Source organism: Kribbella alba, from assembly GCF_039529635.1.
Lineage (GTDB): Bacteria > Actinomycetota > Actinomycetes > Propionibacteriales > Kribbellaceae > Kribbella > Kribbella alba.
The window spans coordinates 1,028,131-1,054,292 of record NZ_BAAANE010000004.1; the positions used below are offsets into that span (position 1 = coordinate 1,028,131).

The 26,162-nt window shown below is 68.4% G+C and carries 24 protein-coding genes; 9 read left to right on the top strand and 15 right to left on the bottom strand.

The window, feature by feature from the left end; translation table 11 throughout:
• Position 1 precedes the first annotated feature (1 nt).
• The gene (locus tag ABD210_RS11725; RefSeq protein WP_344111124.1) at positions 2 to 619 is read left to right on the top strand and encodes an MBL fold metallo-hydrolase; all 618 of its coding nucleotides are present in this window, start codon (positions 2 to 4) and stop codon (positions 617 to 619) included.
• A gap of 1,133 nt (positions 620 to 1,752) precedes the next feature.
• On the opposite strand, the gene ABD210_RS11730 is transcribed toward ABD210_RS11725, so the two are convergent.
• The gene (locus tag ABD210_RS11730; protein ID WP_344111125.1) at positions 1,753 to 1,929 is read right to left on the bottom strand and encodes a hypothetical protein; all 177 of its coding nucleotides are present in this window, start codon (positions 1,927 to 1,929) and stop codon (positions 1,753 to 1,755) included.
• Positions 1,926 to 2,750, bottom strand: a complete 825-nt coding sequence (locus ABD210_RS11735) for a GNAT family N-acetyltransferase (RefSeq protein WP_344111126.1) — start codon at positions 2,748 to 2,750, stop codon at positions 1,926 to 1,928. The genes ABD210_RS11730 and ABD210_RS11735 overlap by 4 nt, the downstream gene beginning before the upstream one ends.
• A gap of 318 nt (positions 2,751 to 3,068) precedes the next feature.
• Between ABD210_RS11735 and ABD210_RS11740 the strand changes: the two genes are divergently transcribed.
• The 4 genes from ABD210_RS11740 (at position 3,069) to mptB (ending at position 7,456) form a co-directional block, all read left to right on the top strand.
• Positions 3,069 to 3,695, top strand: coding sequence for a PadR family transcriptional regulator (locus ABD210_RS11740; protein ID WP_344111128.1), 627 nt, complete (start codon positions 3,069 to 3,071; stop codon positions 3,693 to 3,695).
• A gap of 328 nt (positions 3,696 to 4,023) precedes the next feature.
• A complete protein-coding gene (locus ABD210_RS11745) occupies positions 4,024 to 5,019 on the top strand; it encodes an ABC transporter ATP-binding protein (RefSeq protein ID WP_344111129.1) in 996 nt (331 codons plus the stop codon).
• Positions 5,016 to 5,816 carry an ABC transporter permease gene (locus ABD210_RS11750; protein ID WP_344111131.1) on the top strand — a complete coding sequence of 267 codons (801 nt, stop codon included), beginning with the start codon at positions 5,016 to 5,018 and terminating at the stop codon, positions 5,814 to 5,816. The genes ABD210_RS11745 and ABD210_RS11750 overlap by 4 nt, the downstream gene beginning before the upstream one ends.
• A gap of 101 nt (positions 5,817 to 5,917) precedes the next feature.
• Positions 5,918 to 7,456, top strand: coding sequence for a polyprenol phosphomannose-dependent alpha 1,6 mannosyltransferase MptB (gene mptB / locus ABD210_RS11755; RefSeq protein WP_344111132.1), 1,539 nt, complete (start codon positions 5,918 to 5,920; stop codon positions 7,454 to 7,456).
• Here mptB and menD read toward each other — a convergent pair.
• From menD to menE, 3 genes are read right to left on the bottom strand one after another with little or no spacing between them, the layout of a single operon-like run.
• Positions 7,443 to 9,098, bottom strand: coding sequence for a 2-succinyl-5-enolpyruvyl-6-hydroxy-3-cyclohexene-1-carboxylic-acid synthase (menD, locus tag ABD210_RS11760; RefSeq protein WP_344111134.1), 1,656 nt, complete (start codon positions 9,096 to 9,098; stop codon positions 7,443 to 7,445). The genes mptB and menD overlap by 14 nt on opposite strands.
• Positions 9,095 to 10,039, bottom strand: coding sequence for an o-succinylbenzoate synthase (locus tag ABD210_RS11765; protein WP_344111136.1), 945 nt, complete (start codon positions 10,037 to 10,039; stop codon positions 9,095 to 9,097). The genes menD and ABD210_RS11765 overlap by 4 nt, the downstream gene beginning before the upstream one ends.
• Entirely contained in the window at positions 10,036 to 11,145 is a 1,110-nt protein-coding gene (menE, locus tag ABD210_RS11770; protein WP_344111137.1) for an o-succinylbenzoate--CoA ligase, read from the bottom strand. The genes ABD210_RS11765 and menE overlap by 4 nt, the downstream gene beginning before the upstream one ends.
• An 89-nt stretch (positions 11,146 to 11,234) precedes the next feature.
• On the opposite strand from menE, the gene ABD210_RS11775 reads away from it, so the two are divergent.
• On the top strand, positions 11,235 to 12,107 hold the full coding sequence (locus ABD210_RS11775; protein WP_344111138.1) for a 1,4-dihydroxy-2-naphthoate polyprenyltransferase: 873 nt from the start codon (positions 11,235 to 11,237) through the stop codon (positions 12,105 to 12,107).
• Positions 12,108 to 12,116: 9 nt separating this feature from the next.
• On the opposite strand, the gene cds1 is transcribed toward ABD210_RS11775, so the two are convergent.
• Complete coding sequence (gene cds1, locus ABD210_RS11780; protein WP_344111139.1) at positions 12,117 to 13,253, bottom strand: L-cysteine desulfhydrase Cds1; 1,137 nt, start codon at positions 13,251 to 13,253, stop codon at positions 12,117 to 12,119.
• Positions 13,254 to 13,360: 107 nt separating this feature from the next.
• Between cds1 and ABD210_RS11785 the strand changes: the two genes are divergently transcribed.
• Both ABD210_RS11785 and ABD210_RS11790 read left to right on the top strand, forming a co-directional pair.
• Positions 13,361 to 14,377, top strand: a complete 1,017-nt coding sequence (locus ABD210_RS11785; protein WP_344111140.1) for a M48 family metallopeptidase — start codon at positions 13,361 to 13,363, stop codon at positions 14,375 to 14,377.
• A gap of 98 nt (positions 14,378 to 14,475) precedes the next feature.
• Positions 14,476 to 14,961 (top strand): GNAT family N-acetyltransferase, encoded by a 486-nt coding sequence (locus ABD210_RS11790; protein ID WP_344111141.1) that lies wholly within the window; start codon positions 14,476 to 14,478, stop codon positions 14,959 to 14,961.
• Between the two features lie 72 nt (positions 14,962 to 15,033).
• On the opposite strand, the gene ABD210_RS11795 is transcribed toward ABD210_RS11790, so the two are convergent.
• The 9 genes from ABD210_RS11795 to hemL form a co-directional block, all read right to left on the bottom strand.
• Positions 15,034 to 16,593: an MFS transporter gene (locus tag ABD210_RS11795; protein WP_344111143.1), complete on the bottom strand. Its 1,560-nt coding sequence runs from the start codon at positions 16,591 to 16,593 to the stop codon at positions 15,034 to 15,036.
• Between the two features lie 58 nt (positions 16,594 to 16,651).
• Positions 16,652 to 17,266 carry a TetR/AcrR family transcriptional regulator gene (locus tag ABD210_RS11800; protein ID WP_344111145.1) on the bottom strand — a complete coding sequence of 205 codons (615 nt, stop codon included), beginning with the start codon at positions 17,264 to 17,266 and terminating at the stop codon, positions 16,652 to 16,654.
• A 988-nt stretch (positions 17,267 to 18,254) separates the two neighbouring features.
• Positions 18,255 to 18,506: a DUF4229 domain-containing protein gene (locus ABD210_RS11805; RefSeq protein ID WP_344111146.1), complete on the bottom strand. Its 252-nt coding sequence runs from the start codon at positions 18,504 to 18,506 to the stop codon at positions 18,255 to 18,257.
• A 1-nt stretch (position 18,507) separates the two neighbouring features.
• Positions 18,508 to 19,560, bottom strand: a complete 1,053-nt coding sequence (gene ccsB / locus ABD210_RS11810) for a c-type cytochrome biogenesis protein CcsB (RefSeq protein ID WP_344111147.1) — start codon at positions 19,558 to 19,560, stop codon at positions 18,508 to 18,510.
• The gene (resB, locus tag ABD210_RS11815) at positions 19,557 to 21,134 is read right to left on the bottom strand and encodes a cytochrome c biogenesis protein ResB (protein ID WP_344111148.1); all 1,578 of its coding nucleotides are present in this window, start codon (positions 21,132 to 21,134) and stop codon (positions 19,557 to 19,559) included. Before resB ends, ccsB begins: the two co-directional genes overlap by 4 nt.
• A 1-nt stretch (position 21,135) precedes the next feature.
• On the bottom strand, positions 21,136 to 21,879 hold the full coding sequence (locus ABD210_RS11820) for a cytochrome c biogenesis CcdA family protein (protein ID WP_344111150.1): 744 nt from the start codon (positions 21,877 to 21,879) through the stop codon (positions 21,136 to 21,138).
• A gap of 12 nt (positions 21,880 to 21,891) precedes the next feature.
• Positions 21,892 to 22,482: a TlpA family protein disulfide reductase gene (locus ABD210_RS11825; RefSeq protein ID WP_344111151.1), complete on the bottom strand. Its 591-nt coding sequence runs from the start codon at positions 22,480 to 22,482 to the stop codon at positions 21,892 to 21,894.
• Positions 22,482 to 23,132: a histidine phosphatase family protein gene (locus ABD210_RS11830; protein ID WP_425552655.1), complete on the bottom strand. Its 651-nt coding sequence runs from the start codon at positions 23,130 to 23,132 to the stop codon at positions 22,482 to 22,484. The genes ABD210_RS11825 and ABD210_RS11830 overlap by 1 nt, the downstream gene beginning before the upstream one ends.
• A 14-nt stretch (positions 23,133 to 23,146) precedes the next feature.
• Positions 23,147 to 24,469: a glutamate-1-semialdehyde 2,1-aminomutase gene (gene hemL, locus ABD210_RS11835; RefSeq protein ID WP_344111152.1), complete on the bottom strand. Its 1,323-nt coding sequence runs from the start codon at positions 24,467 to 24,469 to the stop codon at positions 23,147 to 23,149.
• A gap of 266 nt (positions 24,470 to 24,735) precedes the next feature.
• Between hemL and ABD210_RS11840 the strand changes: the two genes are divergently transcribed.
• Positions 24,736 to 26,100, top strand: a complete 1,365-nt coding sequence (locus ABD210_RS11840) for a lytic transglycosylase domain-containing protein (protein WP_344111153.1) — start codon at positions 24,736 to 24,738, stop codon at positions 26,098 to 26,100.
• Positions 26,101 to 26,162 lie beyond the last annotated feature (62 nt).

Genomic DNA, 26,162 nt, shown 5'->3' on the forward strand with positions numbered 1-26,162 from the left:
GTTGAAGCTCACCAAGTACTCACACGCCTGTGTCACGCTCGAGAAGGACGGCAAGGTCCTGCTGGTCGACCCCGGCACCTTCGCCGAGGACGCGGCCTTCGAGGGCGTCGACGCGATCCTGGTCACGCACGAACACGCCGACCACCTGGATCCCGACCGCGTGATGGGCCTGGACGTTCCGATCTGGACCAACGCCGGCGTCGCCTCGCAGCTCGGCGACCTGGGCGACCGGATCACCGTCATCGCGGGCGGCCAGTCCTTCGAGGCCGCGGGTTTCGCGATCAGTGCCTACGGCAACGACCACGCGATCATCCTGCCGGAGTGGGGTGTTCCCTGCCAGAACGTCGGATACCTGATCGAGGACGCCGTCTACCACCCGGGCGACTCGTTCACCCAGCCCGACCGCCAGGTGCACACCAACCTGGTGCCGATCTCCGGCCCATGGTTCTCGATGCCGCCGGCGGTGGAGTACGCCCGCGCCGTGAACGCACAGCAAACCCTCGGCATCCACGACGCCCTCCTCAGCCCCATCGGCGTCGGCATGATGCCCCGCTTCTTCAACACCGACGATCGGCCCTACCTAACCGTCACCCCCGGCGACTCAATCGAGATCAACTAGTACGACAGCCGTAGTTCGTGATGATGCCTTTCGGCAGGGGCCGCGGAGGGCTGGGTGGGTGCGGCCCTGGCCAAGAGTGGGGACCTGGGACAGGTAGTCGGGGCCTTGAACAGGTTATTTCGTGTCCGCGGTCCCTGTTTGGTGTTCAAGGTTCCCGCTTCGTGACCGCTGCGCAGTCCGGGCCCGTCCCCGCAACATCACAAACTCCGGCTGTAGTACTAGCCCCCACTGCGCCAACCACTGCCACCCCCCTTCCCCCGCCGGCACCCCCTCCGCCCGCCGGGCAGCCGGCCGCTGTGTGTTGCTCTGCCGCTGGCGGGTTGTTCGCCCGCTGGCGGGTCTTTCGGCCGACGGCCAGCCCGGCCACTGCGGGGTGCCCCGCCGCGGGCACGTTGTACGTCCGCTGGCCGGTCTTTCGGCCCGCGGCCCGCCCGACCACTGCGGGTTGCTCCGCCACTGGCAGGTTGTACGTCCGCTGGCGGCTTGCAGGGCGCTATCGGCCGAAGAGCCAGCTATCCGGGCAGCCGGCCCAGTCCGGTAACCCTGAGCGGGGTCGGCCCACCCCCGGCCACTGCGGGATGCCCCACCACTGGCCGGTTGTTCCTCCACTGGCGGCTTGCAGGGCGCCATCGGCCGAATAACCGGCCATCCGGGCAGCCGGCCCAGTCCGGTAACCCTGAGCGGGGTCGGCCCACCCCCGGCCACTGCGGGTTGCCCCACCACTGGCAGGCTGTTCCTCCACTGGCGGCTTGCAGGGCGCCATCGGCCGACCGGCCATCCGGGCAGCCGGCCCAGTCCGGTAACCCTGAGCGGGGGTCGGCCCACCCCCGGCCACTGCGGGATGCCCCGCCACTGGCAGGCTGTTCGACCACTGGCGGCTTGCAGGGCGCTATCGGCCGAAGAGCCAGCTATCCCGGCAGCCGGCCCAGTCCGGTAACCGTGAGCGGAGGTCGGCCCAGTTGAGGTGGCGGTGAAGTCCGGGCAGCGGAGCGAGGTGGTCGACGATTGTGGCGGGGGAAACTGGCGCCTCGGACACCTCCTCGGGGACGCGGACACGTCATTACCTGTCCACGTCACGACATGGTGTCCGCAGCCACGGTTTGTCGCCGCCGATGCTGGTCGCCCGGCTGGTTTCAGCCGACCGCCGCACTCCCCGGGCCTGGCGGCGCCGGGTCGTGCAGGATCCCGCGGATCCGGTCCTCGGTGTTGGTGAGGATTACCGAGTTGAGCACCGGATCGCGTTGCAGGAAAGGGAAAACCGTCGCCTTGAACTCCGCGGGACAACCTCGCGCGCGGACCGTCGTACTCACGGCTCGAAAGTGAAGTCGACGAAGTCCGCGACCGGGACGTAGCCTGCCTGGGCGTAGATCTTGTTCGAGGTCGGGTTGGCCAGGTCCGTGTAAAGGCAAGCGCGGTTGCCCTGGGCAAGGATCTCGGCGGACACGTGCACGGTGAGGGCGCCCGCGTAACCGTTGCGCCGGTGTTCCTGCGGGGTGTAGACCGGACCGACGCGGCAGACCTCGAAGACCGGCTTGTGGTAGCCGACCAAGCTCACCGGCGCCCCGTCGACCTCCCAGATCCACATCGTCTGATCCTTCAGATGGCGCTCGGCCCACTCGAGGTCAGTCGGCTCGTCCGGGAAGCCGTCGTTCACCCAGTCGCTGGCCAACTGTAGGTCGGCCGCAGTCAGCTTGCGCGGCGTGCCCTCCGCCGGGAGCGGGTTGAGCGTGACCAGCTTGTGCAGCCGCGTTCCTTTGGACTCGGTCGCGGTGATGCCGCGCGCAGCGGTCCAGCGGTTCGCGAAGGCGGTTGCCGTGGCCCGATCTCCCGCAACCCCGGCGAGCTCAGGCAACAGGTCCAGGTAGGTGTCGGTGACCTCGTTAGAAAGGTCGGCGCGCAGCGCGCCGAGGTAGACCGGGCGGTTGGGCGTGCGCATCGCGACGCCGATCACCTCGCCGGAGTGGTCGTGGACCGAGACGAAGTACGACGGGTCGGTCTCTGTGCGATAGGTCCTGGCGGCGCGTTCGGCGACGTTGCTCATGATGATCGTGTGCAGCACGGGATCCCTTTCCAGGAAGGGAAAGGTCGTCGCCTGGAACTCAGCCGGATCGCTCGTCAGCCGCACGCTCATGCCTAGGAACCTTACTGCGGCGAGAGGGTCGGGTCAGATGGTTTTCCACAAGCCCGGCACTTGCGTCCGACCAACCCCCTGCGTGCGTCCGAAGACGCCCCGCTGCTTGCGTCCGAAGACCGCCCCAGCGCTGGCGTGCGAGGACGCCCCAGCGCTGGGTCCGAAGACGCCCCCGGCGCTGCCATCCGAAGACGCTCCGGCGCTTGCTTCCGAAGACGCTCCGCTGCTCGCGTGCGAGGACGCCCCAGCGCTTGCGTCCGAAGACGCGAGGGGCCTGCCCCACGGCTCTTCGGACGTAAGGAGTTTTACACTGCGAGCATGTCCACCACGCGGTTGCTGTTGCTCGGGGTCGTGCGGATCTTCCAGCCGGCCTACGGCTACCAGTTGCGCCGGGAGTTGATGACCTGGAACGTGCAGGAGTGGGCAAATATCAACCCGGGCTCGATCTACACGGGCCTGCGGACGCTGGCCAAGCACGGATTCCTGCAGGAGATCGAGGAAGGCGCCGGGAACAAGCCCGGCAGGACGTCGTACAAGCTGACGGTCGACGGCGAGAGCGAGTACTTCACACTGCTCCGCAAGGCGCTGTGGAGCGTGGACGGGTTCAACCCCGGCCAGATGCAGGCCGCGCTCAGCTTCCTCTGGTCCCTCCGCCGCGACGAGGTGATCGCCGCGCTGGAGTCGCGGATCGTGCAGTTGGAGCAGCAAGCGAAGGCGGAGCCGTTCTCTGAACGGCAGATCCTGGAGGATCCCGGTACTCCGAACCACGTGGTGGAGATGTTCCGGATCACCAACGCGCGCGACCGCGGCGAGCTCGAGTGGACCAGGAACTTCCGCGACCGGGTAGCCGAAGGCGCCTACTCCTTCGCCGGCGAGGCCCCCGACTGGGCCCCGCACCCCAGCATGATCAGCCAATGGACCGAGATCCCCGACCCACCCGCCTAGGCCCGACCCACCCACCTAGGCCCGGCCCTCCGCCTGCCGGGTCGGCCGTCAGGTTCTTCGACCGCTGGCGCCAAATGGAGGCGGTACCGGTCGAAGAAGCCGCTACCGGCGGCGCGGATGCGAATTCGGTGGCGATCCGCTGGTGGGTGGGCCAGAGTTGCTGGCGGGTGGGCCGGATCCGCGGGTGGAGCGCGGGCGGGGCGTCGCACCAAGCGCGGGTGGTGCCGGTGTTTGGGTCGGGGAGTACCTGGTGGCGATCTAGCAGCGGCAGTAGTGCGGGATTTAATCAACGTTGACTATTCAATGTTGATTGTTCAGACTGTCCGGCATGATGATCGAAGCTCGCGGACTCGTCCGCACCTTCAAGACCAAGCGCGGCCCGGTGCATGCCGTGCAGGGGGTAGACCTGAACGTCGCCGACGGGGAGATCGTCGGCTTCCTCGGCCCGAACGGGGCCGGCAAGACCACCACGATGAGGATGCTGGCGACCCTGATCAAGCCGACCAGCGGTTCCGCGACCGTCGCCGGGTGTGACCTGGCCGAGGACCCGGTCGGGGTCCGGCGCCGCATCGGCTATGTGCCGCAGAGCGGTTCAACCTTGCCGGAGGCGATCGCCGGCGACGAGGTCGTCGACCACGCCCGGTTGTACGGCGTGGACAAGCGCAAGGCGATCGCGGACGGCGAGCGGCTGTTCGAGGAGTTGGACCTGCCGGGCCTCTGGCGGCGGCAGTGCAAGACCCTGTCGGGCGGCCAGCGCCGCCGGCTCGACATCGTGATGGGGTTGATCCATGACCCCAAGCTGATCTTCCTGGACGAGCCGACCACCGGCCTCGACCCGCAGGCGCGGGCGAACCTGTGGGAGCACATCCGGCAGTTGAGGCGCGGCGGTGCCACAGTGTTCCTCACCACGCACTACCTGGACGAGGCAGACGCGCTCTGCGACCGGATCCTGGTCATCGACCACGGCAGGATCGTTGCCGCCGGCAAGCCGGAGGAGCTGAAGCAGCAGGTGTCCGGCGACGGCGTCCGGCTGAGCCTGGCGGACGCCTCGCAGGCTCCCGGAGTGACCAAGATCGTCGCGGAACTGCCTGGCGCGGTCGCGGTCGAGACCGATGGCGACGTGGTCGCGTTCCGGATCCCGAAGGGTGGTTCGGTGCTGCCGTCGCTGCTCCGTTCGATCGATGCCCAAGGCATCGAGCTGCACGGCGTCGAGGTGCACCGGCCGACGCTCGACGACGTCTTCCTGACCATGACCGGTCGATCGCTGCGTGATGACAGCGAGACCCCCGCACCCGCCGAGGAAGAGAAGGAGGCGGTGGCATGACCGCGCAAACTCTGACCCCACCCCACCACCCCGGTCAGGTACTGCGCGAGACCTGGATCGTCTTCAACCGCGCGATGCGGTTGTCGTTGCGCAACCCGATGTGGTCCATCCTGATGCTCAGCCAGCCGCTGCTGTACCTGTTCCTGTTCGGCCCGCTGCTGAAGCCGATCACCGCGCAGATCAGCCAGGGCGCGACCACGAACGCCTACCAGGTGTTCATCCCGGGCCTCATCGTGCAACTCGGGATGTTCGGCGCGATGTTCGTCGGCTTCGGCCTGATCGCGGAGTACAGGGCCGGCGTGATCGAGGCCGACCGGGTCACCCCGGCGTCCCGGATCGCGCTGATGGCAGGACGCGTACTGCGAGACGTCGTCGTGCTGGTGGTCCAGACGATCCTCCTGCTGCTGGTGTCGATCCCGATGGGCCTGCGGGCCCCTTGGGGCGGCGTACTCCTGTCGCTGGTGATCGTCGCCCTGCTGGGCGCGACCTTCGCCTCGCTCTCGTACTCCGTGGCGCTGATCACCAAGAGCGAGGACGCGCTGGCTCCACTGCTGAACGGAATCGCCATGCCGCTGCTGCTGCTGTCCGGGATCCTGCTGCCGATGCAGATCGGGCCGACCTGGCTGCAGCGGTTGTCCGACATCAGCCCGTTGAAGCACGTGGTGAACGGGGTCCGCGCGCTGTTCCGCGGCGACATCAGCAGCAGCGCGTCGATGTGGGGACTGTTCTGGGTGGTCCTCCTGACGGTGCTCGGCCTGACCGTGGGCGCCCGCACCTTCCGCAAGGAATCCGCCTAGCCCATCGCTTGCGTCCGAGGAACTGGCGGGAGGGGTCGCTAGTTCTTCGGACGCAAGACGTTGTTCATCAGGGCGTCGCTCAAGGGGATTAGCGTGCCGGTGTGCAGCTGCCCTCGCCGTTGGTTCGAGGAGTGCTGGGCTCATGCATGGTGGCGGCCGCATCGCTGGTGACGTCAGTGGTGCCCGAGTCATCCTGGGTGGCTTCGCTGCCGATCGCCAGCGCGCTGAGGGCCACGCTGCCCGGGCGGATGGCTGGGCTGACCTTGATGGTGGCCGGGCTCGGGCTGATGGTTTGGGCCTGGCTGCTGATCGGTCGCGAGGTCCTGGCCGGGGTGCGGTATCGCCTGACCCCTGTGGTGATTGCGTGGAGTGCGCCGCTGCTGCTGATGCCGCCTCTGTTCAGCCGGGACGCGTGGAGCTACGCCGCCCAGGGTGCACTCGTTGCGAAGGGCTACGACCCGTACAGCGTGGGACCGGGCGTCTTGTCGGGCCACATCATCGAGGCGGTCGACCCGATGTGGATGTCCACGCCAGCGCCGTACGGACCGCTTCCGCTCGCGTACGGCGGGCTCGCGGCGGGGGTGACTCTCAACCCGTACGCGTTGATGCTGGCTCACCGGGCCCTCGCAGTGCTGGGCATCGTGCTGATCGCCTGGGCGGTTCCACGGTTGGCAACGGCCTGCCGGGTGAGCCCGACTGTTGCGACGTGGCTGGTAGTCGCGAACCCTGTGCTGATTACGCATGGCCTCGGCGCGGCGCACAACGACGTACTGATGTTGGGACTGGCTTGTTCTGCATTTGCCCTAGCTCTGACGGGTCGGTGGGGCACCGCCGCAGTACTGGCGGGTGCTGCGGCTGCAGTGAAGTTGCCAGGTGGGCTGGTGGTGATCGCTATAGCCGCGGTGATGAGTCCGCTCGCCGGTAGAGCCCGACTGCGGTTGGCGAGCCTTGTCATCGCGGGTGCCGTCGCCGTACTGACACTGATGACGATCGGCGAACTGGCTGGCGTGGGATCAGGCTGGCTGAGCGCCCTTGACGTACCAGGGCTGGTCCGGTCCCCGCTGTCGATCGCAAACCTCATCGGCCTGGGTGCATCCGGCCTACTGGCCTGGCTCGGCGAAGACACCGCCGCCAAGCAAGCTCTGCAGATCGTGCGGCTCGTCGGCATGCTCACAGCACTCGGCCTGATCGCCGTACTTGGCCTGCGCTCATCCATCCACAACGCAGCCCGCGCGGTGGGGATCGCCTTGCTGGCAGTAGTTCTCCTCGGCCCGACCGCTCACGACTGGTACTTCGTGTGGTGTCTGCCGTTCCTGGCCGTCGCACGCCCCGGCCGCCGCCTCACCACAACCCTGGTCGGCGTCAGCATCATCCTCACCATCGCCGCCCCGCTCAACTCCTCCCTTCGCGGCGCCGTCATCCCCATCCTCGTCACCACTTCACTGGTCCTGGTAGTAGCGGCCACCCTCCTAGGCCACCTCCACACCCTCCAACTGCACGGCCGGCCGGGGGTCGGGTGCCGGGTTCTTCGGCCACTGCCCGCAAATACGGCGCCATCGGACGAAGAAGCCGCTACCGGTGGCCAAGACCACAAGGTCAGGGGTAGCCCTGAGCGCGGGGCCGGGTTCACGGCTGGTTGAGAGCGTCCCTTAGTGCTGTGGTCAGGGTGGTCGCGAGCGGGCGGTGGGCGGTTCGGGGCAGCCGGGCTTCTATGACGTCGATGCCGGCGACTGTGCGGGTCAGGGCGGTGCGGAGCGCCTCCTGGGTCTCGACCAGGAGGTGGGGGGTGTTGGTGCCGGCGCACAGGGCAGCCAGGTCGGTGTTGTGGGGCGTGCCGAAGATGCGCTCGAAATGGTCGGCGTGAGCGTCTGAGCCCTGCTCGAGGGTGGAGAAGATGCCGCCGCCGTTGTCGTTGACGACCACGATGCGCAGGTCGGGGCGCGGCTCGGCCGGGCCGATCACCAAGCCGTTGAGGTCATGCAGGAAGGCCAGATCACCGACCAGCGCATACGTCGCGCCGCCGTTGGCCAGAGCGGCTCCGACAGCCGTGGACAGCGTGCCGTCGATGCCCGCCAAGCCGCGGTTGGCCACGGTTCGGATCGGTACGACGGGCGCCAGGTCGAGGTCGCGCACGGGGTTCGACGAGGCGACGACGAGCATCCCGTCCGCACCGACGGCCTCCGCCACGATGGCGGCTATCGCCGGGCCGGACAGGTCGTCGGCCAGCACCTTGTCGATCGCAGGTCGGGCCAGCTGATCCGCGTGCTGCCACCCAGCGAGCCAGCCGGTTCCGTCCGCGCCCGTGACCTCCAACCCGGTGACCACCGCGGCGGCCCGACGGCCCGCGTCCGGCCACAGCCCGGTCGGCGCGACGACGATCACCTCGACATCGGGACGCGCGAGCAGCTTCGAGATCGGCCGGGACAACGTCGGGTGCCCGAACACCAGCACCCGCTCGATCTCCGCGCCGAGGTCCGATGCCGACAGCAACAACCGGTACGCCGAGATCACGGCCGGCCCGGTCCGTGCACGGCTGGAGGGTTCCGCGAACAACGGCCATCCACCAGCCTCAGCAGCAAGCCGCGCGGCCTGCGAGGCGCCGTCACCAGCGACCACTACCGTCCTGGGCCCAGGTGCAACCGCAGTCGGCTGTGCGGAGCCGGCATGAACGCTCGTCCAGGGTCCAGTGCGACGACCATCAAGGGATTCCGGCCAGTCGGGCTCATCAGCGGTCGGCACGAGCGGCTCTGTCAGCGCGCAGTTCAACTGCACCGGACCAGGATCAGCAGTGCGAGCCCCGACGGCGGTCGAGACCGTACGCGCGATCGTCGAACGCCAGTAGGCAACCTGGCCTACCTCGCGAGAAGGCGTACCGAGCTCATGGAACAGCCGAACCGCATCGCCGAACACCTTGAGTTGGTCGGTCGTCTGGTTCGCCCCGCTCCCCCGCAACTCCGGCGGCCGGTCCGCGCTCAACACGATCAGCGGCAGCCCGCTGTGCGACGCCTCCAAGACGGCCGGGTGCAGGTTGGCCACCGCAGTACCGGAGGTAGTCACCACCGGAACGGGCAGGCCGGTTCCGCGGATCAACCCGATCGCCAGGAACCCCGCAGTACGTTCGTCGATGCGTACGTGCAGCCGCAGCCGTCCCTCGCGGTCGGCGGCAGCCAGAGCCAACGCAAGCGGCGCACTGCGTGAGCCCGGTGCGAGTACGGCCTCGCGGACGCCGGACCGGATCAGCTCGTCGACCACCACAGTCGCGAACGCCGTGGACGGGTTCATCCCGTACTTCCCTTCAGGAGACTCTCGACCCGCGCCAACCGGGCATTCCAGGTAATGGTGGTCGCCGCGTCGGCCTCGGCGGCGGCAAGCATCGCCGGGTCAGGCTGGACCCGGCCGACAGGGAGCAAGCCGTCCACCGGCAGGAGCGGCTGGGCAACGACCTCGGAGGTGAACATGGAGACAGTCGCCAGCCCGCACGCATACGGAAGCTCCGGCAGGGCTGCTGCAAGAGCTACGCCGGCTGCGATGCCTACCGATGTCTCCAGCGCCGACGACACCACCACCGGCAGGCCGATCTGCTCAGCGATGTCGAGGCAGGCCCGAACGCCCCCGATGGGCTGGACCTTCAGTACTGCGATGTCGGCCGCCTCGAGCTTCCTCACAAGCAGCGGGTCCTCGGCACGCCTGATGGACTCGTCCGCAGCCACCAGAACGTCCGTACGACGGCGTACAGCGGCCAGGTCCTCCACCGAGGCGCACGGCTGCTCCACATACTCCAACTCAAAGCGCGCAAGCTCCTTCAAGCTCCGCAGCGCTTCATCCACAGACCAGCCGCCGTTCGCGTCGATCCGCACTCGTCCGGTCGGCCCGAGCGCGTCCCGCACGGCTTCGACTCGCTCCAAGTCATCGGCAAGCGTCTGCCCCGGCTCAGCCACTTTCACCTTGGCAGTAGTACATCCAGAAGCCCGCACGATCTCCACAGCACGCGCAGCATCAACCGCAGGCACAGTGCAATTCACCGGTACTGCGGAACGCACGGGCGCGGGCCATCCGTCCACAGCGGCCTCGCGGGCGGCCCGGAGCCAGGAGACGCAGGTGGCGTCGTCGTAGTCCAGGAAGGGACTCCACTCCGCCCACCCGGCAGGTCCTTCGAACAGCATCCCCTCGCGGACGGTGATGCCACGAAACCTGTTGCGCAGCCCGATCGAGTAGGTGATCACCGCAGACGCTCCAGCAGGAGCTGCCGATCAACCTTGCCCGAGGCAAGCATCGGCAGGGCGTCGAGCTGAACCACGTCGCGCGGCGCCCAAGTCCGCGGCAGTGTCTCCGCAACGAAATCCCTGAGCTCCTCGCGACCAGCCTGGCCCGTGCGGCCGACCACGAACGCGACCACCCGGGTCCCCCATTCGGCATCGGGCACACCCAGCACCACCGCGTCGCCCACCCCCTCGTGCTCGAGCAGGCGTGCCTGGACGGCTGGCAGCGTCACGTTCACGCCGCCCGAGATCACCACGTCGTCCAGCCGGCCGATCACCTGCAGGCGTCCGTCGACCAGGCGGCCGCGATCCTGCGTGCGGAACCACCCGTCCTGGAACACCTCCGCGGTCAGCTCCGGCCGGAGGCGGTACCCGGAGAACAGCGTTGGTCCGCTGATGAGGATCCGGCCGTCGTCCAGTGCGAGGCGAGTCCCCTGCAGCGGTTCCCCGGCGTACACGCACCCGCTGCCGGTCTCCGTCATCCCGTAAGCCGGAATCGCCGTCACCCCAGCCGCGGCGGCGCGCTGCTTCAGCTCGAGCGGCATGGCGGCGCCGCCGATCACGATCGCGTCGAAGCTGCGCAGCGCCTCCACCTCGGTGTCGAGGTACCGGCTCAGCTGGGTAGGCACCATCGCGGTGTAGCGCCGCGCCGCGGTCATGACGCCCGCGGCCGCGCTGAACGAAGGATGGTCAGCCGCGACCACTGGCGAGAGTCCCGCCAGCACGGACCGGGTGAGGATCTGCAGCCCGCCGACGAAGTACGGGTGCATCGGCAACAACCACTGGCCGGGGCCGCCGAGCCGATCGTGGGTGGCCGAGGCCGAGGCGACCAGGGCGGCTTTGGAAAGCAGCACGCCCTTCGGTTCACCGGACGAGCCGGACGTGCCGAGGACCACCGCGCAGTCGTCCGTCTCGAGCGGCTCATCCGGCGCCACTGCCTGCCGAACCCGCTCAGCTGCTGCGCGATCCGCCGGCACCGGGGCGAACGGCGTACCGGATCCGTCCAGCACGCCGGTCAACGCCGACAACACGGCAGAAGGGGTGCCAGGAACCAGCCGCAACTCAGTCATGTCCATCCGAGCGTACGGCGCGGCTCCGGCGGGCCGGCAACCTGTGCCGCCTGCAGGCCTGTCGCCGGGTGCTGACAGAATCGTCGGTCATGGCCACCCCTGCCCAGTGGATCGAAGGCGCGCGCCCACGCACGCTGCCCGCCGCAATCTCGCCGGTGCTCGTCGGTACCGGTGCAGCCGCCTACCTCGACAGCTTCGTCTGGTGGAAGGCCCTGCTCGCGCTCGGCGTGGCCCTGGCCCTGCAGATCGGCGTCAACTATGCCAACGACTACTCCGACGGCATCCGCGGCACGGACGAGAACCGGGTCGGACCGCTGCGGCTGGTCGGTTCGAAGGTGGCCAGCCCCAAGCAAGTGAAGGCAGCGGCGTTCACCTGCTTCGGCATAGGTGCAGTGCTTGGCTTGGTGCTCTGCGCGACCTCCAGTTGGTGGCTGCTGGTTGCCGGAGCCGCCTCGCTGGTCGGTGCGTGGTTCTACACCGGCGGCAAGAAGCCGTACGGGTATCGCGCGCTCGGTGAGGTCAGCGTCTTCCTGTTCTTCGGTCTGGTCGCCGTGCTCGGCACCACCTACGTGCAGGCCGAGAAGCTGCACTGGACAGCTGTAGCCGGTGCGGTTGCCATCGGGGCTATCGCCTGCGCGCTGCTCGTGGCGAACAACCTGCGGGACATCCCCACGGACACCGTGACCGGCAAGCGCACCCTGGCCGTAGTACTGGGAGCGCAGCGGTCCCGGCGCCTCTATGCAGGCCTGATCGCGCTGGCGTTCATCTTGGCCGTGCTGTCGGCCCTGGCGACACCCTGGGCCTTGCTGGCGCTGATTGCCCTTCCGCTGGGCGTCCGTGCAGTACGGGTCGTCGTCAGTGACGCAGTCGGACCGGCGCTTATCCCAGTATTGAAGGACACCGGCCTGACCGAGCTGGTCTATGCGGTCGGCCTCGCTGTCGGTCTGGCCCTGGGCGGCTGAGCAGAGGAGCTAGCGGACGGGCTCCCGCCAGCGGCCGCTCGAGGTGAAGCCTTCAAGGGTCTCCAAGTATGGCGCGATGTCGATGCCCGTCCTCTCCAGCCAGCCGTCGTCGTAGTACGTGTCGGTGTAGCGCTCGCCGCCGTCGCAGAGCAGCGTGACGATGCTGCCTCGGGTCCCCGTACGCCGCATCTCTGCCGCTAGTCGCAGTGATCCCCACAGGTTGGTCCCGGTGGATCCACCGACCAGCCGGCCGGTCACCTGGGAGCAGAACCGCATCGCCGCGATCGAGGCGGCATCCGGGACCGCGATCATCCGATCCACCACGCCCAGCACGAACGACGGCTCCACCCGCGGGCGGCCGATTCCCTCGATCCGGGACGGGCGGCCGGTGGCGAAGTCGCCGTCACCGGATTCGAAGGCCGGGAAGAACGCCGAGTTCTCCGGGTCGACCACGGCCACGGAGGTGTCGTGCCGCTGGTAGCGGACGTACCGGCCGATGGTGGCCGAGGTGCCGCCCGTGCCCGCGCCGACCACGATCCAGGTCGGAACCGGGTGCTGCTCCAGCGACATCTGGCCGTAGATCGACTCGGCGATGTTGTTGTTGCCCCGCCAGTCGGTGGCGCGCTCGGCGTAGGTGAACTGGTCCATGTAGTGCCCGCCGGTCTCCTCGGCGAGCCGCTTGGCCTCGCCGTAGATCTGCCCGGAGCGCTCCACCATGTGGCACTGGCCGCCGTAGAACTGGATCAGGTCGACCTTCTCCTGACTGGTCGAGGCCGGCATCACCGCGATGAAGGGCAGCCCGAGCAACCGGGCGAAGTACGCCTCGCTCACCGCGGTCGAACCACTCGACGCCTCGATGACCGTCGTCCCCTCGCGGATCCAGCCGTTGCAGAGCGCGTACAGGAACAGCGAGCGGGCCAGCCGGTGCTTGAGCGACCCCGTCGGGTGGACCGACTCATCCTTCAGGTACAGCTCCACGCCGGTGATCGCGGGCATCGGGAACACGTGCAGATGGGTGTCCGCGCTCCGGTTGGCATCCGCATCCACCACCCGGATCGCCTCGGAGACCCACGCCCGCGCCTTGTCGTCGCGTCGATCGACCTCACGGCACGCCAACGGCTTACTACTGCCCCATACCTCACTCATGGGGTCAGGCTAGGCCAGCCACACCGCGATTGAGTATTCCTACTCTCCGCAACCGGACCCCGCGGCGAGCTAGGTTGGGGAGCACACGTCGAACCTGTGGGGGAATGATGACCGAGAACGAGGAGCGCCCGACGCGGGTACGGGCCACGCTCACCGACATCAGCTCGCGCGCCTGGGAGCACCCGGCCGACCGTGGTGCGCTGGTGGCGCTGCGGCAGCTCAAGGGCTTCGACTACCTGCTTCGGAAGATGTCCGGGCTGATCAACGAGCGGGCGTTCCGGCTGCAGTTCCTAGGGTCGGCGATCCGGGTGGACGAGCGGCAGTTCCCCAAGGTGCACCGCCTCTACACCGAGGCCGGCAGTACCCTCGACGTGCGCGAGCTGCCCGAGCTCTTCGTCACCAACAGCCCGGTCTGGAACGCGGTCACGATCGGCATGGACAAGCCGTTCATCGTGGTCAACAGCGCGCTGCTGCAGGGCCTGGACGAGGAGGAGACCCGGTTCATCCTCGGCCACGAGCTAGGTCACGCGCAGAGCGGTCACGCGCTCTACCAGTCGCTGCTGCTCTGGCTGATGCGTCTGACCGGCGCGCTGAACTGGATGCCGATCGGCGCCCTCGGCCTGCGCGCGATCATCGCCGCGCTGCACGAGTGGTCCCGGAAGGCAGAGCTGTCGGGCGATCGCGCCGGGCTCCTCGCAGTACAGGATCCCGCGGTCGCGCTGCGGGTGCAGATGAAGCTGGCGAGCGGCGGGCAGCTCGGCGAACTCGACACGACGGCCTTCCTTGCCCAGGGCACGGAGTACGAAAGTGCCGGCGACCTGCGCGACAGCGTGCTGAAGCTCCTGCTGCTGGAGGTGCAGACGCACCCGATGGCCGTGATCCGCGCTGCCGAGCTGCGGCGCTGGGTGGACGAGGGCGAGTACACGACGATCGTCTCAGGCACCTACCCCAAGCGCCAGGACGACAACGACGCGTCGATGTCGCAGGAGGCGAAGAACGCGGCGAAGTCCTACTCCGACGCCTTCAGCCGCTCGCAGGACCCGCTCGCCAAACTCCTCCGCGACATGGGCGAAGGCCTCGGCGGGGTCCGCGACTGGGTCTCCTCCAAGTTCCCCCCACGCTGACAACCCGGTACTTCGTGTTGCTGTGGCGGGCGTTTGACTGAACGGCACGCCGCCGGAACTGGTTTGCCCGCGGCCCGGTGACCCGTAAAGCTGTCCGGGTGATCGAGCTTCGTGAACTGAGTCCGGACGACTGGCAGGTTTGGCGCGAGTTGCGGTTGGCCGCGCTCGAGGAGGCGCCGTACGCGTTCGGCTCCCAGTTGTCCGATTGGGTGGATGCCAAGGAGAAGCGCTGGCGGGCGCGGCTGGGGATTCCCGGCTCGCGCAACGTGGTCGCCGCACTCGACGGCCGGCCGGTCGGGATGGCGAGCGGGCTCCACACCGAGGAGGACGGCGTGGTCGTGCTCGTCTCGATGTGGATCGCCCCCGATGGCCGCGGCCGGGGAATCGGTGATCAACTGATGGCCGCGGTCGAGCGATGGGCCCGCGATACCGAGGCCCACACGCTGAAGCTGTCCGTTGTCGCAGGCAACGAGCGGGCCCACGATCTCTACCTCCGCAGCGGTTTCGCCGATACCGACGAGTCTGGTGACCTGATGCCCGACGGCATCCATCACGAGCAGGTCATGCGCAAGCACCTCGACTGAAGACGAGACCGGAACGACCGAAGGGCCGCATCCCCCCTCCCGGGATGCGGCCCTTCGAGCCTTCTGGCGAGGTCAGCCCACGTGCACGGGCTGGCCGTCATTGGCCAGGTCCTTGTGCTTGACCGAGAGGCCGACCAGGATGACGACCGCGACGCCGACGAACATGATCGCCGAGGCCAGGAACGCCGTGGTGAAACCGTGCGTGGTGGCGACCGCCGTGAACTGGCCCTGCAGCTGCTTGATCTGGTCAGGCGACTGCCCGGCTTCTGCTGCCTTCTGCAGCCCCGGAGCCAGCTCGGTGAACTTGTTGTTGATGGCGGTGGTGGAGATCGTGCCCAGCAGAGCCAGACCGATCGCGCCACCGATCTGCTGCACCGTGTTCAGCACCGCCGAGCCGACACCCGAGTCCTCGGCAGCCACACCGCTGACCGCGGTCAGGGTGAGCGGCACGAAGATCAGGCCCATACCGACCGACAGCAGCAGGATGTACGGCAGCAGGTGGGTGGCGTATCCGGAGTCGACCGTGAGCTGGTTGAAGCCGAACATTCCGCCCGCGGCCAGTGCGGCACCGGCACCCGCGATCCAGCGCGGGTCCATCCTGGCGATCAGGACCGAGCCGATCTGCGCCGCGACCACGATGCCGAAGCTGAACGGCAGGAACGCGAAGCCGGTCTTCAGAGCGCTGTAGCCCATCACGTTCTGGATGTAGATGCCCAGGAAGTAGAACATCGAGAACAGCGCGGCACCGACCACCAGCATCGCGATGAAGCTCACGCCGCGGGTCCTGTTGGCGAGGATCCGGAACGGCATCAGGGCATGCTTCGAGCGAGCCTCGATGGTCAGGAACAGCGCGATCAGGACCACACCGCCGATGATGAAGGCGAGCGTGACCGCGTCGCCCCAACCGTTCTGCGCGGCGTGCGTCAGGCCGTAGACCAGTGCGGTCAGACCGACGGTGCCGGTGATCGCGCCAGGCAGGTCGAACTTGCCCTTCTGGCGGGCCGACTCACCCAGGTAGCGGACCGCCAGCACGGCCACGATCAGGCCGATCGGGGTGTTGATGAAGAAGGTCCAGCGCCAGGACGCCTCGGTCAGCGCGCCACCGAGGATCAGACCGACGGCAGCACCCGCACCCGACATCGCGGCGTACACGGCCATCGCGCGGTTGCGCTCCTTGCCGGCCGGGAAGGTGGTGGTGATCAGCGCGAGCGCGTTCGGCGAGGCCGCCGCGGCCGCGAGGCCCTGCAGGATCCGGCTGGCGAGCAGCAGTGTCTCGTTCTGCGCGATCCCACCGAGGAAGGAAGCGACGCCGAACAGCACGACGCCGAACATGAACACCTTGCGGCGGCCGAGGATGTCCCCGATCCGGCCGCCGAGCAGGAGCAGACCGCCGAAGGCGAGCGCATAGGCGTTGGGCACCCACGGCAGCGATGCGTTGCTGAACCCGAGATCGGTCTGGATGTGCGGCAGCGCGATGTTGACGATGGTGCCGTCGAGCACCACCATCAGCTGCGCCATGCTGATCAGCGCAAGCGCGATGCCGAGATTGCGGTGACCGTGAGCCGGCGGCTCGGCCACCGAGTCGACCGGCCGCGGTTCCCGCGGATCGGCCTTGATGACTTCTTCAGACATGCTGAACTATCCCCTCTTGGTTGCTGGCTTGGCGGTGCTGAGTCCGGCCCCACACCGGTCAGCTGGCCTGCGACCCCCGCGCCGCAGGCAGAATCACGTTGTCGATGACTCGGAGGACGAGATCGTCCGTGGGCTCGTTCCCGAGGATGAAGGCGTGGTGGATGAGCACGGCGGGCAGCGTCTGCGAGAGCAGGTCGACGTCGACGTCGGCGGCGATCTCGCCCCGCTCCACGGCCCGTTGATAGATCCGGTTGACGACGGCGATCCGCGGCCCGATGAAGCGCTCCTTGAAGGCCTTCTTGAGATCGCTGTCTCGGTGCAGGGCGGTCAGCAGACCGGCCATCACCGACATCGGCATCTCCGAGGTGAAGCCGCCCTCGCCACAGGACAGGCAGATCAGGTCGCCACGCAGACTGCCCGTGTCGACGTCCTCCGGCACCGGGCAGCCCTTCGCCCGGCTGATCGCGTCGACCACCAGCTCGGCCTTGGTAGACCAGCGCCGGTACAGCGTCGCCTTGCTGGCCTTGGCGGCCGTCGCCACCGCGTCCATGGTCAACCGGTCGTAGCCGAGCTCGGCGACGACCTCGACAGTCGCGTCGAGGATCTCCTCTTCGCGACCGCCTTCGACCCGCGGCCGCTGACGCGGACCGGCTTCTTCGGCGATATCTGCCATGTTTCTCTGATCACCCTGTGTGATTGCGTTGTCGCTGATAGAACGAAACGGTTTCGTTTCATCAACCACATTACGACTCACGTGAAGGGATGCACAAATGTTTTTCTCAGAAATTTGGATGAGTCGTAGGTCACTCTGCGTACCAGTGGACGAGTGGTACGGCGAATCCACGCTCACGACCGCGTACAGCCCCGCCCAGTCCCCAGCCTGAGCCCGACCCCGTTGCTCCCCGCTGCTTTCCGCTGCTTCGCTGCTCCCGCCGGCCCCGCCCCCCGGGCTTTGACGGCCCCGCCGCCCTCGCCGCCCTCGCCGATTCCCCAGCCTGAACTGCCCCCCGGCCCCGCCGGCCCGGCCGCCTTTGACTGTAGGGACTGTGTCGTCGGCAAAGGCTTACCGCCGGCACAGTCCCTACATTCGACGACCGCGCTGCCCACACTCGACGAGTGCGCGCAACCGGCGTGTTTGGTGGGGGCAGGACGCTCACATGCCGGGTACAGCCCCCGCCCCGTCCCCAGCCTGAGCCCCCCGCTGCTTCCCGCTGCTTTCCGCTGCTCCCGCCGGCCCCGCCGGCTTTGACGGCCCCGCCGCCCCCGCCGATTCCCGCAGCCTGAACTCCCCCTGGCCCCGCCGACCCGGCCGCCTTTGACTGTAGGGACTGTGTCGTCGGCAAAGGCTTACCGCCGCCACAGTTCCTACACTCGGCGGCACGGTCCCCACACTCGGCGACGCCCTGCCCGCACCTGGGGGGCACGGTTCCTACACTCGGCGCTGCGCTGCCCGCACTCGGCGGCACGGGCTCCCACACTCGGCGGCACGCTTCCTACACGCGGCGCTGCCCTGCCCACACCCGGCGGCACGGGTCCCCACACTCGGCCACGCCCTGCCCACACTCGGCGGCACGCTTCCTACACTCGGCGCTGCGCTGCCCACACTCGGCGAGTGGGTGCGGGCGAACTGGTGGGGCGGGGGCTCTGGTGGAGCGGTGAGTTCAGTCGTCGTCTTCGGCGGAGCGCGCGGCTTCGATGCGGGAGGAGATCCGGCCGGCGCGGGCCTCGATGGACCGGGCCAGCCGGTCGCGGGCGGCGCGGAGTACGAAGATCGACAGGATCGACGTGATGATCAACGCGAGGAACAGCAGCGGCCAAACCCCGAGCCAGCTGTGCAGGGCAACCCAGAGGACGCCGAAGCACGCTCCGAACAGAACCAGCCGCAGGCCGGTGTAGATCGCGAACTCCTTCATCTCACACCCCGGCGTACGAGTGCAGGCCCGAGACCAGCAGGTTCACGCCCACGAAGTTGAAGATGAAGACGAACCAGCCGACGATCGCGATCGTGGCCGCGCGGCGCCCACGCCAGCCGGCGGTCGCCCGCGCGTGCAGGTACGCGGCGTACACGACCCAGGTGACCAGCGACCAGACTTCCTTGGGGTCCCAGCCCCAGTAGCGGCCCCAGGCGTACTGCGCCCAGATCGGCCCGGCCACCAGCACACCGAAAGTCCAGAGCGGGAAGGCGAACGCGAGCACCTTGTACGCCGTACCGTCCATCGCCTCGGCACTCGGCAGCCGCTTCAGCGACGGGGACATCGTCCCGCCGGCCAGCACTCGCCGCTCGGCCCGGGACTTCACCAGATAGAGGACGGATACCAGTCCGCCGATGGTGAACGCGCCTCCGGAGATGGCGGCGGCTGACACGTGGATCACCAGCCAGTACGAGTGCAGCGCGGGCACCAACGGGCCAGCCGGAGTGTAGAGCGCGAGGGTCGCGAGGCCGAGGACCGCCGCGGCGACCACCGTGACGCCGAGGCCGAGCCACTGCAGCTTGTACCGATGGACAAAGACCAGGTAGACCACCACGACAGCCAGCGAGGCGGTGATGGAGAACTCGTACATGTTGCCCCAGGGCACCCGCCCGGCGGCGAGACCACGGGTGACCACACCGGCGAGGTGCAGCACGAACGCCAGGTAGGTCAGCAGCAACCCGATCCGGCTCGCCGCATCAGCCCGGTCGGCTCCTCTGCTCGCACCATCAGAAGCACCGGAACCCGAAGCCGTAGTCGCCGACGCACCGACAGCCGAAGACGAAGACGAAGACGGTACGACGTCCTGCACCCGAGCGGATCCCACCAGCACCTCGGCGGGCTTCTCCGCCACGACGGCGGCATCGCCCGCAGCAGTGCCGGAGACCGCGCGGTTCATCGCCCACTCCAGAGCGTGCGACATCATCGCCAGGGCGTAGATCACGGTGGCAGTCGGGACGACCAGGTTGGAGACTTGCGCGTAGGTCTCCGGGCTCATGGCTGCTCCTGCTTCTTCTTCAAGACTTCTGCGATGGCTTGGATCTCGTCACCGAGGCCGCGTTCGGGTCCCCGGTCCAGGCCGGCGACCTCGACCACGGTACGCCCGTCCTCGGTGCGCACCCGCACCCAGGTACGCCGTGGGTGGATGAAGAGCGATCCCATCAACCCCAGGATGGCCAGCAGGATCCCCGCGAGGGCGAGGTTGAGCCCAGGAGTGTGGCTGACTTGCAGCTTCACCCAGCGGCTGTATCCATCGAACGTGAGCGAGCCGGCGCCGTTCGGCAGGGTGACGCTCTGGCCCGGGATGAGCTGGAAGCGAAGCTTGTCGCCCTTGGTGTCGCTGAACTGCGTCAGCTTCGCCTTGTTCAGCTGGTAGACCGACTCCGGCTTACCGTCCTCGGCCGCCGGTCGCCCGTAGTACGCGGTCATCACCAGCGCCGGGTTGAGGTCGTCGGGGAACACCGAGTGCGGGCCGCTCTGGTCGATCACCGCGGTGGGCAGGAAGAAACCCTCGAAGCCGAGCTGGACGGGTCTTGCGTCCGGCGCCTTGATCACGCCGAAGGACGAGAAGTTGCTGTCCTGCGGCAGGAATGGCGCCGGCCCGGAGAACGCCACCTGGCCCTTGCCGTCCTTCACAGTCACCCGCGGCGCATACCCGTGGCCGAGCAGGTGCACGTTGGTGCCCGCCACCTGCAGCGGGTGGTTCACCTGCAGGTCGTACGACTTCACCGGCGAGTCGGGCGTCTCCTGGTAGGTGAGGTTCGCGTTGAAGTCGCGAGCCGCGCCCCGCTGCGGGCCGTCGGTCTGGAACTTGACCTGGAAGTCCTTCACCGTCAGAGAGAACGGCGGCAGGTCGTCCGGCGTGAACACCCGGCCCGGACTGAAATCGTCGTACTGCGCGACGGAGTTCGAGAATCCGTTGCCGACGACAACCAACACGGTGCCGCGGTAACCGAGGAGCGCACCCCAGGCGGCTCCGACCAGAGCCAGGATCAGGGAGAAGTGGAACAGCAGGTTGCCCGCCTCGCGCAGGTAACCCCGCTCGGCACCGAGCGCGCCGTCGTACGACTGGATCCGGAAGCGGCGGCGACGCAGCTCCTTGGTTGCGACGGCAAGCACGTCAGCTGGAGAGTCGGAGTCGGTCTCGAACCGCTGGTACCCCGGCAGCCGGTTGAGGTTGCGCGGCGGCTTCGGCGGACGCGCCCGCAGCGCCTTCAGGTACACCTGCAGCCGCGGCACCACGCAGCCGATCAGCGAGATGAACAGCAGCAGGTAGATCGCCGAGAACCAAGCCGACTTGTAGACCGCGAACAGGCCGAGCTTGTCGTAGAACGGCCCCAGCTTCGGGTGCGCGGTGAGGAAGTCGGACACCTTGACCGGGTCGATCGCGGTCTGCGGGATCAGCGAACCGGGAACGGCACCGAGGGCGAGCAGGAAGAGCAGCACCAGCGCCGTCTTCATCGAGGTCAGCTGCCGCCAGGTCCAGCGCAGCCAGCCGACCAGGCCCAGTGCGGGCGGTTCGCTCGGCGGCTCCTCCGAAGGGGTGACGATCCGGTCCTTGACCTCGGTCATCTCACACCGCCGACCCGAAGTTGGCGACCCATTGCCTGAGATCGGCGGTCATCGAATCCCATACCCCTGTCAGCAGCAGTAGTCCCACAGCGATCATCAGCACGCCCCCGATGCGGATCACCAGCAACTGGTGCTTCCGCACCCAGGCGACCGCGCGGAGCATCCGGCGGAAGGCCAGCGCGGCCACGATGAACGGAATCCCCAGCCCGAGGCTGAACACCAACGCCAGTACGGCTCCACGTCCGCTACTGCCCTGTGTGGCGGCCAGGTTCATCACAGTACCGAGCGTCGGCCCGATACAAGGCGTCCAGCCGAAGCCGAACAGGACCCCGAGCAACGGCGCGGCCGCGATCCCGACCGCGGGAACCCGATGGACGCGCACATCCCGCTGGAGGAACCCGAACCCACCAAGGAAGACCAGTCCCAGTACTACGGTCACCCCGCCGAGGATCCGGGTGATCAGCGTCTGGTGCTCGAGCAGCGCGTTGCCGATGGCACCGAACAACACCCCCGTCAGGATGAAGACGGCCGAGAACCCGGCCACGAAGAGGCTGGTCCCGGCCAGCATCCGACCCCGGCGTTCCGACCCGAGCTCGGCCGCGGACAGCCCGGTGACGTACGAGAGGTAGCCCGGCAGGAGCGGCACCACGCAGGGCGAGAAGAACGAGATCGCGCCGGCCAGCACTGCGATCGGCAGTGCCACCAGCATCGAGCCCGTCATCGACTGCGCGAACCACTCACCCACAGTGCGCCACCATCACCCAGCGGCCGCGTCGTTCACCATGCCGACCAGCGTCTGCGTCGTCACCTCGCCGATCACCCGGCCGGCAACCCGGCCCTGCTTGTCGATCACGAGCGTGCTCGGGATCGAGGTCGGCGAGATCTGTCCCTTGAAGCCCAGCAACTGCTTGCCGGACGGGTCGAACACGCTCGGGAATTCGACGCCGAACTCCTGCACGAACTTCCGGCCCGGGGCCTTGTCGAGGTCGCGGGTGTTCAGGCCGATGAACTGCACATCCGCGCCGAGCTGCTTCGACGCCGCGATCAGATCCGGCGCCTCCTTGCGGCAGGGCGGGCACCACGAGCCCCAGACGTTCAGCACGACGACCTTGCCCTTGTGGTCGGCGAGGTTCCACTGCTTGTCGTCCAGGGTCTCGCCGCCGAAGTTCGGGGCCGGCTGGCGATCGGCGGCTGCGAAGATCGAGACCTGCCCGCTACCGCTGACGAAGCCCGTCTGCCCGCTGCGGTTCTCGCTCGCCTGCTGCCCGGAGCTGCAGGCCGTCGCCAGCAGCAGCACCGCGGCGGGCAGGAGCGGCGTACGGCGGAGGGTGCGGGCGCGGAGGTGCATCAGGCGCCTGCCACGAACTTCTTCGCGTTCTTCACCGGCAGCAGGTCCTTGGCCGGCTCGGCATAACCGACCGACACGATCGAGTCGCCGTGGAAGGTGAACGAGGTCAGGCTGGCCAGGCTGCACTGCCTCCTCCGGGGGTCGTGCGGCAGGCGGCGGCCCTCGATGGCGGACCGGACGATCCAGATCGGCAGCTGGTGGGACACGATCAGCGCCTCGTGCCCGGCCGCCTTCTGCCGAGCGGTCTCGATCGCGTCCCGCATCCGCCGGACGAGCTGCTGGTACGGCTCGCCCCAGGACGGCTTGATCGGGTTCCGCAGCAACCACCAGGCACCCGGGTTGCGCAACGCTCCGTCGCCGACGCCGAACTTCTTGCCCTCGAACAGGTTCGCCGCCTCGATCACCCGCTCGTCGATGTCCGGGGTCAGGCCGAGTGTCTTGGCGATCGGCTCCATCGTCTCCTGGGCCCGCTCGAGCGGCGAGCTGACCAGGTGCACGATGTCCCGGCCGGCCACGTGCTCGGCGACCCGCTCGGCCATCTTGCGGCCGAGGTCGGACAGGTGGAAGTCGGGGATCCGGCCGTAGAGCACGCCGGTCGGGTTGTACACCTCGCCGTGACGCATCAGGTGCACGACCGTTGTTTCGGTCACCGCTGTGGATCCCTTCAGTTCTGTACTGCGGCTGCCGCGCGGGCTGCGGAGGCCAGAGCGGTCTCGAGGTCGGCCAGGGCGTCGTCGTCGATCGCGGCACTCACGAACCAGGCCTCGAAGGCACTCGGCGGCAGGTAGACGCCGGCGTCCAGCATGGCATGGAAGAACGCGGCGAATCTTGGCAGCACCTGGGCACCGGCCCCGGTGAAGTCGCGGATCTGCCGCACTCCCTCCGATGACTCCACGAAGAAGACGCTGAAGAGGTTCCCGGCGGCCTGGATGACGTGCGGCACACCTTCCTTCTCCAGGGCCGTGGCGACCAATCGCTGGATCGTCGCGGAGGTCTGGTCGAGCTTGGCGTAGACCGCGTCCGTGGCCAACCGCAGCGTGGTCAGCCCGGCCGTGGTGGCGATCGGGTTCCCGGACAACGTGCCGGCCTGGTAGACCGAGCCCTCGGGCGCCAGGTGCGACATCAGGTCGGCCCGGCCGCCGAACGCCGCCGCCGGGAACCCGCCGCCCATCACCTTGCCGAACGTCATCAGGTCCGGCACGACCCCGTCCACGCCGTACCAACCCGACTTCGTGATCCGGAAGCCGGTCATCACCTCGTCGGAGATGAACAGTGCGCCGTTGTCCTTGCAGATCTTGGCCAGGAAGGCGTTGAAGTTGTCGCGCGGCGGGACCACGCCCATGTTCCCCGGCGAGGCCTCGGTGATCAGTGCGGCGATCTGGTCGCCGTACTGCGCGAAGGCGGCGCTGACCGCGGCTTGGTCGTTGTAGGGCAGCACGATCGTGTCCGCCGTGGTGGCCTCGGTGACTCCCGGGGTGCCGGGGATGCCCAGGGTGATGACGCCGGAGCCGGCCTGAGCGAGCAACGCGTCGACGTGCCCGTGGTAGCAGCCGGCGAACTTGACGATCTTGGCCCGGCCGGTGGCACCGCGGGCCAGCCGGAGCGCGGACATGGTCGCCTCCGTGCCCGACGACACCAGCCGCACCTTCTCCACCGGAGTACGGGCGACGATCTCCTCGCCCAGTTCCACCTCGGCCTGCGTGGGCGTTCCGTACGACGTACCGCGGCTGACCGCCGCCTGGACAGCGGCCGTGACCTCGGGGTGGGCATGGCCGAGCAGCATCGGCCCCCACGAGCAGACCAGGTCCAGGTAGGTGTTGCCGTCGACGTCGGTGATGTGACATCCGTCACCGGAGGCCATGAAGCGCGGAACCCCGCCGACGGCGCGGAACGCGCGGACCGGGGAGTTCACTCCGCCGGGCGTGACGGCGGAGGCTCGGTCGAACAGGGCGGCGGATCGTTCGGTGTGGTCGGACACGGCCGCCATTCTCCCCGACAGACCAGTGCGCCAGGTGGGCGGGGACCGCCCGATTACGCATCGATCGGAGAGTAAGCAGCGTCCAGGGGCTTCACTTGTGCGTTGTTACGCGCCAGTATGGGTACCCGGTGACCGCTCGCGTACTGTCAGCGTCCGCTCGTAACCCACGAACGGGACGGACGTTAGACCAGATGTCGCAGTCGCCGGAGACCGACTACAAGATTTGCCCGCAGCGTGGGGCGGGGCAGGTCGATGAGTCACGGAGGGGATCATCGATGGCGAAGGGCAAGCGTCGCGCTACGAGCGGCGGGTGGCGTCAGGTGGCGCCGCTCGTCCCGTTGGCGTTGTTCGCGAGCGCGTTCACCGTCAGTGCCACGGATGATCCGGCCGTCGCGACAGCGGCGCTGGACCAGGGGCTTTCCGGGAACAACCCGGTCGTCGTGCCGAAGGATCCGATCGTGGACCCGGCGAACATCCCGGTGCCCGGAAGTGTGGGCAACGGGGTCGACAAGGGAGAGCAGCCGACGCAGGTGGTCTCCGGGCTGTCCCGCAACGGCATCCCGACCGCAGCACTGAAGGCATACTCGCGGGCTCAGCAGGTGCTGGCCCAGGTCGACCCGGCGTGTCAGCTTCCGTGGACGCTGGTAGCCGCGATCGGCCGGGTGGAGTCGAACCACGGCCGCTTCGGCGGTAACTCGCTGAACAGCGACGGCGTCGCGGTGCCGGGCATCTACGGGCCGCGGCTGGACGGATCGAGCACCGCCCGCATCACCGACACCGACGCGGGCAAGTTCGATGGCGACGGCGCCTTCGACCGCGCGGTCGGGCCGATGCAGTTCATCCCCGGCACCTGGCGATCGATGGGCGTGGACGGTGACGGCGACGGCGTGAAGAACCCGCAGGACATCGACGACGCGGCAATGTCGACCGCCGTCTACCTGTGCTCGGGCAAGGCCAATCTGTCCAAGGCAGGCGACCTGAACCAGGCCGTGCTGCGTTACAACCACTCCCAGGCCTACGTCGACCTGGTGCTGAGCATCGCCAAGGCCTACGCGGGCGGCAGTTGGATTGCCGTCGGCAACGGAACCGAGAGCGACGGCCAGGGCATCGACCGGGCCGGCGGCGGGATCGACGACCCGTACACGGACGCTCCGGCGGACAACAACCTGCCGCAGGCGGTCGATCTGCCGGTCTACCCGCCGGGTGCGAGGCCGACCCAGAGCAACGCACAGGGCGGCGACGGCAAGCCGACCACCAGCCCGACCAAGAAGCCAGGCAGCCAGACGACGCAGCCAAGTCAGCCTGGCTCGTCCAAGCCGCCGGCCGACAAGCCGTCCACGCCCCCGTCCACCAAGCCGCCGACCACGAAGCCCACACCGGGTCTCGCGACGCTGCAGACAGGGGCGGGGCTGATCGTCGGCACGGTCGGCAGCACGGTGAGCGAACTGACCAAGGCAACGCAGTACTGCCAGTCGGAGATGTCGAAGGTGACCATCACCAAGCCGACCCAGGCCCAGCTGCAGAAGTGTGTGACCGCCTACCAGACCGGCGGCACCGCCGCGGTCGACCAGGTGATCCGCAACCTGCTGTCCGTGCTGGGCCTGCTCGGGGTTCTCGGTGGAGGCATCCTCGGGAGCTGACCACCCACAGACCGGCGCGCCTGCCCCCACCCCTCCCTAGGCGCGCCTCTGGCGACGCCACG